The following is a 13,000-nucleotide window of genomic DNA, read 5'->3' as shown; positions in this document are numbered from 1 at the left end:
GCCCACCGAGACGACAACGGCGCGATCATGACCCAGGCACCGACACCGACGGCGGAAACCGTACGCCGACTGGTCCGCACCCTGCTCCACGACGGCGACGGCCCTGACGTGACGCCCGTCGCCGAGGGTGGGCACGCCACCTGGTGGGTTGGCACGCGGCATGTGCTGCGGCTGGCCGCCGACCGGGACGCCACCGCCCGCCAGCGCCGTGAACTGCGGCTGCGGGCCCTGGTGCGGCCGCACATCGGGACAGCGGTGCCGATGAGCGTGGCGCACGGGGAGTGGGCCGCCGGCCTCGGCTACACCCTCGACGCCCGGCTGCCCGGCTCGACCGGAACGGTACGGGACGTCTCGGCGGTCGGCGAGGCGGACCTGGCGGCACTGCTCTCGGGGCTGCGCGAGGTACCCGTACGGCAGGCCGAGTCGCTCGGCGTGCCGCGCGTCCCGCCCCGCTCGCTGGAGGCCGTGCGAACCGCCGCCGCGCACGCCGCGCAGCGCCTCGCCGAGCGGGACGAGTTCGACCCCGCCCGGCTCGCCCAGTTCGCCGCCCCGGCCGCCCGCCAGCTGGCCCCCCAGCCCGGCGCGGCCGTCCTGGTGCACCGCAACCTGCGGGACGACCATCTCGTCGTCAGCGACGACGGTCGGGTGCGCGGCGTCCTGGGCTGGGACGACGCGGTGATCGGCGACCCGGCCGAGGACATCGCAGGACTCGCCGCGGCCGTCGGCGCCCCCGCCGCGGTGCGCGCCGCCACCCTCGCCGGCTACGGCGCCCGCCCCTGTCTGCGAGGCCTGTGGCTGGCCCGTTGCGATGCGCTCGTCGCGCTGGCCGGCGGACTTCAGGGTCGAGGCGACACCCCCCTGCCGGACCTCCGGGCCCGCCTGCGCCGCGCCTGGGAGCCGATCCTGCTGGAACGCGTCACGGAACTGCCGGGGGACGAGACGCCGTAGGCGTCGGCGGGGCGTCCGGCCGCGCGGGAGCGGAGGCCCGTTCCGCCACCGCGCCCAGCGGGCGCCACCGAACCGGCGCCCGCGGGCGGCCGGGCCCAGGCGCCGTCACGTCGACGCGTGCGTACACGCCTGCGCGAGCGTGTGCGCCGCACCTCACTCCTGCGTCAGCACCACGCACGACTCGCCCGGCACGGTCACCATCCCGTCCTCGTCCGGCGGCTGAACCGGCTCCCAGGCGGCCAGCACGCGCGCGTTGCGGAGGCCCAGGGGGATGCGCGACGGCTCCTTGGCGAGGTTGACGGCGACCCGGACGTCCCCGCGACGGAAGGCGAACCAGCGCGTGTCCTCGTCGTAGGTGACCTTCACATCGCAGAGGTCGGGGTCCGACAGATCGGGCTGGCCGCGGCGCAGGGCGACCAGCTCCCGGTACCAGGCCAGCACGCGCGCGTGGGGATCGCGTTCCGGCTCTGACCAGTCAAGGCACGAGCGGTCGCGGGTCGCCGGGTCCTGGGGGTCGGGCACGTCCTCCTCCGCCCAGCCGTGCGCCGCGAACTCCCGTCGCCTGCCGCGTCGTACGGCGTCGGCGAGGTCGGGATCGGTGTGGTCGGTGAAGAACTGCCAGGGCGTGCCCGCGGCCCACTCCTCGCCCATGAACAGCATCGGCGTGAAGGGGGCCGTGAGCATCAGCGTCGCCGCGCACGCCAGGAGGCCGGGGGAGAGGGACGCCGACAGCCGGTCGCCCTGGGCGCGGTTGCCGACCTGGTCGTGGGTCTGGGAGTAGCCGAGCAGGCGGTGCGCGGACACCCGGCTGCGGTCCAGCGGACGGCCGTGCCGCCGGCCCCGGAACGTCGAGTACGTGCCGTCGTGGAAGAAACCGGCCGTCAGGGTTTTGGCGAGGGCCGCGAAGGGCGCGCGGGCGAAGTCCTCGTAGTAACCCTGCGACTCGCCGGTCAGCGCGGTGTGCAGCGCGTGATGGAAGTCGTCGTTCCACTGCGCGTGGACGCCGAGGCCGTTCTCCGCGCGGGGGGTGATGAGCCGTGGGTCGGCCAGGTCCGACTCGGCGATCAGGAACAGCGGCCGGTCCACCTCGGCGGCCAGGGCGTCCACCGCCTGCGACAGCTCCTCCAGGAAGTGGATCGCGCGCGTGTCGTGCAGCGCGTGCACCGCGTCCAGACGCAGGCCGTCGATCCGGTAGTCGCGCAGCCAGGCCAGCGCGCTGCCGATCAGATACGCGCGCACCTCGTCCGAGCCGGGCGCGTCCAGGTTCACCGCGGAGCCCCAGGGCGTGTGGTGGGTGTCGGTGAAGTACGGGCCGAAGGCGGGGAGGTGGTTGCCGGAGGGGCCGAGGTGGTTGTGGACCACGTCCAGCACGACGCCGAGGCCGAGTTCGTGCGCCCGGTCGACGAACCGTTTCAGCGCCGCGGGCCCGCCGTACGGCTCGTGCACCGCCCACAGCGAGACGCCCTCGTAACCCCAGCCGTGCCGCCCCGGGAACGGGCACAACGGCATCAACTCGACGTGTGAGACGCCCAGTTCCACCAGGTGCTCGAGCCGCTCGGCCGCCGCGTCCAGCGTGCCCTCACGGGTGTACGTGCCCACGTGCAGCTCGTACAGCACCGCGCCCGGCAGCCCGCGCCCCGGCCACGCGGCACGCCACGCGTAGCGTCCGTGGTCGACCACCGCGCTCTGCCCGTCGGGCCCGTCCGGCTGGCGCCGCGAGCGCGGATCGGGCAGCACGGGGCCGTCGTCCAGCGCGAAGCCGTAACGCGTGCCGTCCTCGGCCTCCGCCTCGCCCGCCCACCACCCGGCGCGCTCAGGATCGCGCTCCAACGCGCGCGTGGCACCGCCGCAGTGGAGCGTGACCCGGCCGGCCTGCGGCGCCCACACCTCGAACCGCACTGACGTTCCCCCTCGTCTGCCCATCGTGATGTAGTCCGTCCATGGTGCGTCAAAAAGCGATCACTTCGCCGCCGGATCGACCCTTTCGTCACACGGAACGACCCTGACGGCGGCTTGGGCCACTCTTTGCGTCTTCTGGACACCTCCGGGCCGACTGACCGACAATCACGTCCGTGACGTCGTCCTACGAGTTCCACACGTACCCCGCGCGGCTCTCGGACGCCGAACGCGACAGGGCGCTGAAGGTGCTCCGCGACGGCGTCGCCCTGGGGCGTCTGTCGCACGACACCTTCCTCCGGCGCATGGAGTTGGCCCTGGTCGCCCGGCAGCCGCACGAGCTGGCCGCGCTCACCGCCGATCTGCCCACCGAGAAGCGCTGGTCGCGGATCGTGTTCGAGACCGTGGAGGCGGTCTCCGGGTTCACCGTACGGCTGCGGCGGGCCTGGCAGGCCGAGCGGCTGCCCAAGCTGCTGCTGCCCCACCCGGACCGGCCCTACCCGCTGCGGATCGGCCGCGACCCCGCGAGCGGCCTCAGGCTCAGCCACGAGACGGTCTCCCGTGTGCACGCCGAACTCAGCCGCCAGGGCGGCCTGTGGATACTGCGCGACCTCGGCTCCACGAACGGCACGACCGTCAACGGCCGCAGGGTGATCGGCGCCGCGGTCGTCCGCGAGGGCGACCAGGTCGGCTTCGGGAGGATGACGTTCCGCCTGGCGTCGGAGTAGGGCGCCCTCCCCGCGCGGACCGGCCTGCCGGGCCGGAGCGGGGCCACGGCGCGCGGTCTGCCGCCCGGAGCGGGGCGAGGGCGCGGTCTGCCGCGCCGAGCGCGTTACGCCGTCGGAGTGCCGTCCCTCCGCCACCCCACCTTCGGTACGCCCCACGGTGTTGACGTACCTGCCCAGCCGTGACTGACTGTGCGTACGCCATGTACAGCAGGTGAATCGACGGCACCACATAGGGGAGGTGTGCCCTGCCGCCCCTCCTCCGCTACCCGACCGTGGACGAACTCGGCGCCCGTGCCGCCGCGCTGGCCGCCGGTCACCCGCGCGACGCCCGGCTCCGCCGCGTGGGCGCGTCCCGCGGCGGCACGCCCCTGTGGCTCCTGTCCGTCGGCCACGGCAGCCGCCACGCCCTCGTCGTCGCCGGACCGCACGCCAACGAGCCCGTCGGCGGCGCCACCGCCCTGCGCCTGGCCGAACGGGCGTTGGCCGACCCCCGGCTCGGCCGGGACGCCGACACCACCTGGAACCTGCTGCTGTGCCTCGACCCCGACGGCGCCCGGCGCAACGAGGGCTGGCTGTCCGGCCCGTACACCCTCGGCCGGTACTTCCGGAACTTCTTCCGCCCCGGCTTCCTCGAACAGCCCGAGTGGCTGCCCGACGGCGCCGAGCACGCCGCCCTGCCCGAGACCCGCGCCCTGCTCGACCTCCAGGACGAACTGCGGCCCTTCTTCCAGTGCTCCCTGCACGGCGTCGATGTCGGCGGCGGCTTCGTCGAACTGACCCACGACCTGCCCGGCATGGCCCAGCGGCTCGCCCACGCCGCGGCCCGGTTCGGCATCCCGCGGGAGCTCGGCCCGTACGACACCCTGTACTGGCCGCTCCTCGGGCCCGCCGTGTACCGCATCCCGCCCCCGCGCCGCGGCGACCTCGCCGCGGCGATCACGGAGGCAGCGGTCGAGTCGACCTGGTTCCACCCGCACCGCTACGGCACCGTCACCGCGGTCGTGGAGGCGCCCATGTGGGGCGTGGCGGCCGTGGAGGACCCCTCACCGCTCGCCGACCCCGACGCGGTCCTGCGGACCGTCAGCGGCACGCTGCGCCGCGACACGCGCCTTCTGGAGGGGCTGCTGGCCCGCGTCCGCCCCCACCTGGACGCCGTGCCGGACGCGGCCCGGCTGCTCGCCCCGGTGGACGACTATTTACTGGTTGGACCCGGACTCGCCGACTCCTGGGACCCCGACCTGTACGGCGCCGGTCAGCGGCCGCTGCCGCCGCTGGACACCGCACGGCTGACCGCTCTCGGCATCTCGGGCCGCCGGGTCGCGCTGCGCACCGCGGGGCTGCTGCACCAGCTCGCCAGGGCCGCCGGGCGCGCGGCGGCGGATGCGCTGCCCGAACTTGACCGGCTGATCGACGCCTGGTGCGCCGACTACCACGACGGCTACGGCGCACGCTGGATCCCCGTGGCACGCCAGGCCGAGTACCAGGCGCGCGTGGTGCTCGCCGCCTTCGAACTCGCCGGGCAGTACACGGCCGTACGCTCCCATTCGGGTGAGAAGGACTGGGGTTCGGCGCCCGCGGTGCCGATGCACAGGGAATGAACAAGACGATCCTGGCCCTGCGCGGCGCCCTGCTCGCCGCGACCGCCTTGCTCATCGCGACACCGGCCCAGGCCGTGCCCCGGCCGGCCACCAGCGGGAACTGGCTCTATCTGACGGTCACCAAGGGTGACGCCCGTTCCCGGGACGTCCGCGGCACGCTCCTGATCTGCGACCCGCCCCAGGGACACACACGGGCCGCCCAGGCCTGCGACCAACTGGCCGCCGTGCAGGGGGACATCCGCCGCATCCCCCCCGAGCGGTCCTACTGCACGATGCTCTACGCCCCCGTGACCGTCTCCGCGCGCGGCGAGTGGAACGGCCACAAGGTGGAATACACCCACACCTTCGCGAACAGTTGCGACCTGAGCGCGAAGACCGGCGCGGTGTTCGCACTGTCGGACCAGACGCCGGCCCGCACCGTGCCGGGCGGTCGCCACGCACCCGGGGCCGTCACCGGCGCCCCACGCACGTGGGGAAGGAGCTGACGACCCCACGCGCGCGTGCGCGGAGGCGCGGGCTCATCGCTGGTGCAGCCCGTGCCCCGCGAGGGTGAGGAACGCTTCGGACGGCGCACAGGGGCACGGCGTCAACGCCCGCCGACCCGCTCCAGCAGCGCCACCGGCAGCCGCGCGAACAGGTCCGCCACTCGCGTGTGCCCCTCGTACTCCCGCTCCGGTGCCAGCGCGTCGGCCCAGCGGCCGGGCGGCAGTGGGAGGGACGTGTCGCGCCAGCCGCCCGCCTCCGCCAGCCGCAGCGACAGTCGCGTGACCGCCGTGAGCACCTCACCCGAGCGCACGAAGGCCACGCAGTGCGCGGCACCCGGGCCCTCGGCCGCCAGCGGCGCGTACGTCGCCGAGGCGCCGAAGACCTCCGGGCGCCGCCGGCGCAGGAGCAGCGCGGCTCTGGTGAGGTCCGCCTTGTCCGAGGCCGTCTGCTGCGGTGCGAACGGCTGCCGGTTGTCCGGGTCGACCAGCGCACGGTACTCGCCCTCGGTGCCCTGGTAGACGTCGGGCACGCCCGGCATCGTCAGCTGGACCAGCGCGGTCCCCAGGACGTTCGCCAGGATGTGCGGTGCCAGCTCGTCCCTCAGGGCCGTCACGAGCCGTCCCGGCGCCCCGCACGGACCTCCCGAGACGAAAGCCGCCACCGCCTCCTCGTAGGCCGGGTCCTGTTCGGTCCACGAGGTGTGCAGCCCCGCCTCCCGCACATGCTTGAGCAGCGCCCCCTTCAGGCGCTCCTCGTCCGCCTGACCGAGCCCGAACAGCGTCTGCCAGGCCGCCCAGGCCAGCTGCGGGTCGGGCGCGTCGCCGTCCGCGCGGGTCGCCTCGGCCAGTACGTCGTCCCAGCGTTGCGGGCACTGCGTGAGCACCGAGATCGCCGCCCGCACGTCCGCGCTGCGCTTGGTGTCGTGCGTCGACAGCGCGGTCCCGGTGACGGGCCAGTCGCGCTGCACGCGCGCGCAGTACGCGTGGAAGTCCTCCGGGGCGACGGCCGGTGCGCCGGGCTCGCCGCCCACCTCGTTCGCCGACAGCAGCGGCACGTAGCGGTAGAACGCCGTGTCCTCCACGGACTTGGCGCGCAGCGCCGACGCCGTCTGCGCGAACCGGGCCCGGAACTCCTCGAGGTCGGGCCCCTCGCCGGCCCGCCCCAGCACCAGGTCGCGCACGACGGTCACCGCGTGCGCCTCCTCGGGCACCGTGAACGCGGCCCGGGCCTCGGCGGCGGCCGCCTCGGTGACCACCTCGGCGGCGTCCTGGGAGGCGTACGGCCGGTACACCTCCATGCGGACCAGGAGTTCCCGCAGCGCGGTGTGCAGCGCCCAGGGCGCGTGGTCGCGCAGCGCCGGGTCCGGGGACGTGGCGCACAGCCGGCCCGCCACGCGGGTGAGGCGCTCCACCTCGGTCGCCAGTTCGTGCGTGACCACCTCGTAGGCGGCGCGCCGCACCGTCGAGGCCCACTGGCCGCCGCGGTCGCCGCGCGGGATGGCGAAGAGCCGGTAGTGGCCGAGCAGCTCTTCGGCGCCCTCGGGGTCCGTGAAGAGTCCGTCCACGTGCCGCAGCGCGTCGTACCCGGTGGTGCCCGCGACCGGCCAGGCGGTGGGCAGGTGCTCGCCGTCGGCGAGGATCTTCTCGACGACCGTCCAGCGCCCGCCGGTGGCCGTATCGAGCCGGCGCAGATACACCTCCGGGTCCGCGAGACCGTCCGGATGGTCGATGCGCAGACCGTCGACGACGCCTTCGTCGAGCAGCCGCAGCAGCGTGCCGTGGGTCGCGGCGAAGACCTCCGGGTCCTCCACGCGCACCCCGATCAGCTCGGAGATGCTGAAGAACCGCCGGTAGTTCAGCTCGGTACGGGCCAGCCGCCACCACACCGGGCGGTACCACTGGGCGTCGATCAGCTGGGGCAGCGGCAGTCTCCCGGTGCCCTCGCGCAACGGGAAGACGTGCTCGTGGTAGCGCAGCACGTCTCCGTCGACCTTGAGGTCCTCGATCACCTCGCCGAGCCGGCCCCCCAGGACCGGCACCAGCAGCTGTCCGCCCTGCGCGTCCCAGTCGATGTCGAACCAGCGGGCGTACGGCGACGCCGGGCCCTCGCGCAGCACCTCCCACAGGGCCCGGTTGTGGCGGGGGAAGGCGGCCATGTGGTTGGGCACGATGTCCACGACCAGGCCCAGCCCGTGCTCCCGCGCCGTGCGCGCCAGGGAGCGCAGCCCCGCCTCGCCGCCGAGCTCGTCCCGCACGCGCGCGTGGTCGACGACGTCGTAGCCGTGCGCCGAGCCCGGGACGGCCTGAAGGATCGGCGACAGATGCAGGTGCGAGACGCCGAGGGCGGCCAGGTACGGCACGGCCGCCTCCGCCGCACCGAACGGGAACCGCGGCTGCAACTGCAACCGGTACGTGGCCGTGGGCACCGTCGGGCCGGGACGCTCAGGTGTCATGGAAAGCTACGTACCCGCCCCGCCGCCTTTCGTGTCATCGACGCGCCGCCGACCCGGCCGCCCACGGAAAACGTCCGCCACGCGCGCGTGCCCCGCGACCGGACCACCGGCTAGTCCGGCCGCTGCAGCACCACCAGGCTCCGGTCCACGAGAGTCAGCCGGCCCCCGGCCTCGATCTTCGTACCGGTGCCCGGCGGCAGCCCCTCCGGGACGGCCGTGTCGACGACCACCTGCCACTGGCGCCCGTGGTTGACCGGCACCACGAACTCGAGCGTCCTCGGCGAGGGATTGAACATCAGCAGGAACGAGTCGTCCGTGATCCGCTCCCCGCGCTGCCCCGGCTCCGAGATCGCGTTGCCGTTGAGGAACACCGTCAGCGCGCTCGCCTGCCCCGACGTCCAGTCCCGCTGGGTCATCTCCTCACCCTCCGGGGTGAACCACGCGATGTCGGACAGTTCGTCGTGCGTGCCCTGCACCGGGCGGCCGTGGAAGAAACGGCGCCGGCGGAAGACCGGGTGGTCACGACGCAGCCACACCATCGCGCGCGTGAACTCCAGCAGATCGCTGCCGTCCTGCGGCCACTGGACCCAGGAGAGCTCGCTGTCCTGGCAGTACGCGTTGTTGTTGCCGTTCTGCGTGCGCGCGAACTCGTCGCCGTGGCTGAGCATCGGCACGCCCTGGGAGAGCATCAGCGTGGCGATGAAGTTCCGCATCTGCCGGGCCCGCAGCTCGAGCACCGCCGGGTCGTCGGTCTCGCCCTCGGCGCCGCAGTTCCAGGACCGGTTGAAGCTCTCGCCGTCGCGGTTGTCCTCGCCGTTGGCCTCGTTGTGCTTCTCGTTGTACGAGACCAGGTCGTGCAGCGTGAAGCCGTCGTGGCAGGTCACGAAGTTGATGGAGGCCAGGGGGCGGCGTCCGTCGTCCTGGTAGAGGTCCGAGGAGCCGGTCAGCCGGGAGGCGAACTCCGCCAGGGTGCGCGGCTCGCCGCGCCACAGGTCGCGCACGGTGTCGCGGTACTTGCCGTTCCACTCGGTCCACATGGGCGGGAAGTTGCCCACCTGGTAGCCGCCCTCGCCGACGTCCCACGGCTCGGCGATCAGCTTCACCTGGGAGACCACCGGGTCCTGCTGCACCAGGTCGAAGAACGACGACAACCGGTCCACCTCGTGGAACTGCCGTGCGAGGGTGGCCGCCAGGTCGAAACGGAAGCCGTCCACGTGCATCTCGGTGACCCAGTAGCGCAGCGAGTCCATGATCAGCTGGAGGACGTGGGGCGAGCGCATCAGCAGGGAGTTGCCCGTCCCGGTGGTGTCCATGTAGTACCGGGGATCGTCCGCCAGCCGGTAGTACGAGGGGTTGTCGATGCCCCGGAAGGACAGCGTCGGGCCCAGGTGGTTGCCCTCGGCGGTGTGGTTGTAGACGACGTCCAGGATGACCTCGATACCGGCCTCGTGCAGCGCCTTCACCGCCGACTTGAACTCCAGGACCTGCTGGCCGCGGTCGCCCCAGGAGGCGTACGCGTTGTGCGGGGCGAAGAAACCGATCGTGTTGTAGCCCCAGTAGTTGCTCAGGCCCATGTCCGCCAGACGATGGTCGTTGACGAACTGGTGTACGGGCATCAGCTCCAGCGCGGTGACGCCCAACTCGGTCAGATGTTCGATGATGGCCGGGTGGGCGAGCGCGGCGTACGTGCCGCGCAGCTCGTCCGGAAGCGCCGGGTGGCGCATCGTCAGGCCCTTCACATGGGCCTCGTAGATCACCGTACGGTGGTACTCGGTGCGCGGCCTGCGGTCGTCGCCCCAGTCGAAGTACGGGTTGATCACCACGGACGCCATGGTGTACGGCGCCGAGTCCAGGTCGTTGCGCTTGTCGGGGGACCCGAACGGGTAGCCGTACACCTCCTCGCCCCACCTCACCGCGCCGCTGATCGCACGCGCGTACGGGTCGAGCAGCAGCTTCGCCGAGTTGCAGCGCAGCCCCCGCTCGGGGGCGTACGGACCGTGTACCCGGAACCCGTACCGCTGCCCGGGCATGACACCCGGCAGGTACGCGTGGCGGACGAACGCGTCCGTCTCCCGCAGCTCGACCGCCGTCTCCGAGCCGTCGTCGTGCAGCAGACACAGCTCGATCCGGTCGGCGGCCTCCGAAAAGACCGCGAAGTTGGTCCCGGCACCGTCATAGGTGGCGCCGAGCGGATACGCCTCTCCAGGCCAGACCTGCATGAATTCGACTCTCCCAGCTTTGCCGGCCCTCTGGGGGCGCCTTGCGGCCGAGTTCCCGAAAGTGACTGCTCCCCCTTCTGAGCGAGCGGGAATCCTGACTCATCCTGCTCGGTCCCTCATCGAGTGACGAGTATGGCGCGAATCGTCCGCGGCGCCCTCCTGTCCGTCCGACGATGGAACCTTCTCTCACCCGCATCCCTCTTAACGGCCGACCAGCGCACACCCGGCGCGCGCGCTGACCACCGCGCGCCGTGGTGTGCCGAACCAGTGGGGCTCGAGCCACTCCCGCACCACAGGGGGAGTAGGGGGAAATGTGCGCAGGACAGTGCGCCGCCACCTGGGCAAGGTGGTGGCGGGTGCGGCCATCGCGGTGACAGGGACCGCCGTGATGGTCGGGATCACGCTGCCGGGCTCGGCGGGGGCCGAGGAGTCCGGTGGCAAGGGCGGCGGAGTCGCCGCCCGCCGGCAGGACCCGTCAGTGGGGCCCGGCGTCGTCGAGCGGGCTCCCGCCGAGGGGGCGACCGGCAAGGGCGACGACCCGCTGACCGACGACGAGGTGCGGCGCGCCGAGCGCATCGCGCTGAGCGGCCCGCAGCTCGCCGCCGGACAGAACGTCGAGGGCAGGAAGGGTCCACAACGCCTCGCCGTCGACATCGCCGAGCCGGACGCGGACGAACTGGACGACCCGGACGCGCCCCGACGCGCGGAGGTCACGCTCTACGACTACAAGAGCGACGCTCTTGTCACCAAGACCGTCGACCTGCGCTCCGGGAAGGTGGAGGGGACGGGCACCCGGCACGGTGTGCAGCCGCCCCTCACCCGCGAGGAGAACGCCGAGGCGGCCCGGCTGCTCATCGCCGACCCGCTCGGCGCGGGGCTGAAGGCCGACTACAAGGACGCCACCGGCAAGGACCTCACCTCGCCCGGTCAGCTGATGCTCACCGGCATCGTCTACCGGGCGGTCCCGGGCGCCCAGCCCGCGGTCCTCGACCAGTGCGGCAGGCACCGCTGTGTGCGGCTCCTCCCGAAGATCCCGAACGGCTCCTGGATCGACAGCCGTTCCTTCGTGATCGACCTGAGCGCCCGAAAGGTCGGCAGGCTCGGCTGAACCACGCGGCCACCGCCTTCCGAGGGAACGCTTTCCGGGCCGCGGGCCGCGGGTCGCGGACCTGGGACTGGGACCCGGGACCCCGGATCTCCCGATCGCGGGCGCGGGCGCGGTGCCTCGCTTCCCCTCGCCCTTCGCTCTTCGCTCTTCTCGCTTCGTGCAACAGGAGTCTCTTCGTCATGCGCGTGAACAGAAACAGCCGTGCCCGTCGCCAGTCGCTCCGCCGGCGGGCGATGGCCGGCCTGCTGACCGCCGGGCTCGCCCTCGGCGGCACGGCGGCCACCCCGGCCTTCGCCCGGCCCGAGACCGCCGCCGCGCCGGCCGCCGAGTGCGGCGCCGCCTACCGGATCGAGCAGAAGCTCTCCACCGGCACCATCTGGCGGATGTGCCGGCGCTACGACAAATACGCCGGCCTGGTGCTGGAGCACGTCTCCTACCAGCCCCCGGGCGAGAGCCGCCCGATCAAGGTCCTGAACAGCGCCCGGCTCGCCCAGATCGACGTCCCCTACGACGACGGCTCGGTCGAGTACAGCGACCTGACCGGCGCCGGGTTCGCGCAGGGCCTGATGAACATGGCGCCCGCCGAGTGCCCCGGGGGCACCATCAAGACGGTGAAGGTGCCGGACGCCTTGGACCCGGGCCACCCGAACGTGAACGGCGTGTGCACCACGACCCGTTCGCGCGGACACGCCTACCGCATGCAGAGCGACGACGGGAACAAGGTCTACCAGGCCCAGGGCAAGGACCTGTTGGTCTACACCGTCAACAAGGTCGGCTGGTACGAGTACATCACCGAGTGGCGCTTCCAGGACGACGGCACGGTCAACATGAACGTCGGCGCCACCGGCAGCCTCTCGCCGTACGACTACGACGCGGGTGACGGCCGCGGCTGGCCGATAGGCAACGGCGCCCGCTCCTACGCCACCAGCCACAGCCACAACGTCTTCTGGCGGCTCGACTTCGGCCTCGACGGCTCCTCCAGGAACAGGATCGAGCAGTACGACTCCGTGGTCAGCCCGCCCGCACGGGGCGCCCAGGCGCCCAGCAACAAGACGACCCGCACCACCGTCACCAAGGAACTCGCGGGCGACGCCAAGAACATGCGCTGGTGGCGGGTCGTCAGCGACACGGGCAAGAACAAGGACGGCCACGCGCGCTCGTACGAGATCGTCCCCGGCGCGTCCACCAAATACCTCGGCCACGACTTCACCAAGCACGACATCTACTTCACCGAGTACAACCCCTGCGAGCAGTTCGCCAGTGACAACGTGGGCAACTGCGGCACGGGGGCGGCCAACACGGTCGACAAGTGGGTCAACGGCCAGACTCTCACTCACCCGGTGGTGTGGGTGAACGTCGGCTTCCATCATGTCGCGCGCGACGAGGACCAACAGCCCATGCCGGTCCACTGGCAGGGCTTCTCCATCGCTCCGCGCGACGTCACGGCTATGAATCCTCTCACGCCGCCCGCTCTCGCCGACCGGAACGGACGGCCCCGAAACGGTAGTTGAGAAACGACCCTGTCCATCCGGCTGCACCGTGCCGCACTCCCGGAGTAGTCTTCC

General features: G+C 72.7%; 9 protein-coding genes. 6 read left to right on the top strand and 3 right to left on the bottom strand.

Translation table 11 applies throughout. From position 1 onward, the window contains the following. The first annotated feature begins 27 nt into the window (after positions 1–27). Positions 28–948, top strand: coding sequence for an aminoglycoside phosphotransferase family protein (locus SY2F82_RS08320; RefSeq protein ID WP_200418309.1), 921 nt, complete (start codon positions 28–30; stop codon positions 946–948). 153 nt (positions 949–1,101) lie between these two features. Here the strand turns inward: SY2F82_RS08320 and treZ are convergent, their stop codons facing one another. After that, a complete protein-coding gene (treZ, locus tag SY2F82_RS08315) occupies positions 1,102–2,847 on the bottom strand; it encodes a malto-oligosyltrehalose trehalohydrolase (RefSeq protein WP_200418308.1) in 1,746 nt (581 codons plus the stop codon). Between the two features lie 173 nt (positions 2,848–3,020). Between treZ and SY2F82_RS08310 the strand changes: the two genes are divergently transcribed. The 3 genes from SY2F82_RS08310 to SY2F82_RS08300 all read left to right on the top strand — a co-directional run bounded on the left by SY2F82_RS08310 (position 3,021) and on the right by SY2F82_RS08300 (position 5,655). Next, on the top strand, positions 3,021–3,572 hold the full coding sequence (locus SY2F82_RS08310; RefSeq protein WP_200418307.1) for a DUF1707 and FHA domain-containing protein: 552 nt from the start codon (positions 3,021–3,023) through the stop codon (positions 3,570–3,572). Positions 3,573–3,844: 272 nt separating this feature from the next. Continuing rightward, positions 3,845–5,170 carry a M14 family zinc carboxypeptidase gene (locus SY2F82_RS08305; RefSeq protein ID WP_200418306.1) on the top strand — a complete coding sequence of 442 codons (1,326 nt, stop codon included), beginning with the start codon at positions 3,845–3,847 and terminating at the stop codon, positions 5,168–5,170. Beyond that, positions 5,167–5,655: an SSI family serine proteinase inhibitor gene (locus SY2F82_RS08300; RefSeq protein ID WP_200418305.1), complete on the top strand. Its 489-nt coding sequence runs from the start codon at positions 5,167–5,169 to the stop codon at positions 5,653–5,655. Before SY2F82_RS08305 ends, SY2F82_RS08300 begins: the two co-directional genes overlap by 4 nt. A gap of 101 nt (positions 5,656–5,756) precedes the next feature. Here SY2F82_RS08300 and treY read toward each other — a convergent pair whose 3' ends face one another. Continuing rightward, entirely contained in the window at positions 5,757–8,108 is a 2,352-nt protein-coding gene (gene treY / locus SY2F82_RS08295; RefSeq protein ID WP_200418304.1) for a malto-oligosyltrehalose synthase, read from the bottom strand. 110 nt (positions 8,109–8,218) lie between these two features. Then, positions 8,219–10,327: a glycogen debranching protein GlgX gene (glgX, locus tag SY2F82_RS08290; RefSeq protein WP_200418303.1), complete on the bottom strand. Its 2,109-nt coding sequence runs from the start codon at positions 10,325–10,327 to the stop codon at positions 8,219–8,221. A 313-nt stretch (positions 10,328–10,640) separates the two neighbouring features. Here glgX and SY2F82_RS08285 point away from each other — a divergent pair, with 313 nt between their 5' ends. Further along, a complete protein-coding gene (locus SY2F82_RS08285; protein WP_200418302.1) occupies positions 10,641–11,435 on the top strand; it encodes a Tat pathway signal sequence domain protein in 795 nt (264 codons plus the stop codon). A gap of 179 nt (positions 11,436–11,614) precedes the next feature. Beyond that, complete coding sequence (locus tag SY2F82_RS08280) at positions 11,615–12,946, top strand: copper amine oxidase (RefSeq protein WP_200418301.1); 1,332 nt, start codon at positions 11,615–11,617, stop codon at positions 12,944–12,946. Positions 12,947–13,000: the final 54 nt, after the last annotated feature.

This window comes from Streptomyces sp. Y2F8-2 (assembly GCF_014905555.1).
Classification (GTDB): domain Bacteria; phylum Actinomycetota; class Actinomycetes; order Streptomycetales; family Streptomycetaceae; genus Streptomyces; species Streptomyces cynarae.
The sequence above is the reverse complement of the archived record's forward strand: the minus strand, read 5'-3'. Positions and strand labels throughout refer to the sequence as shown.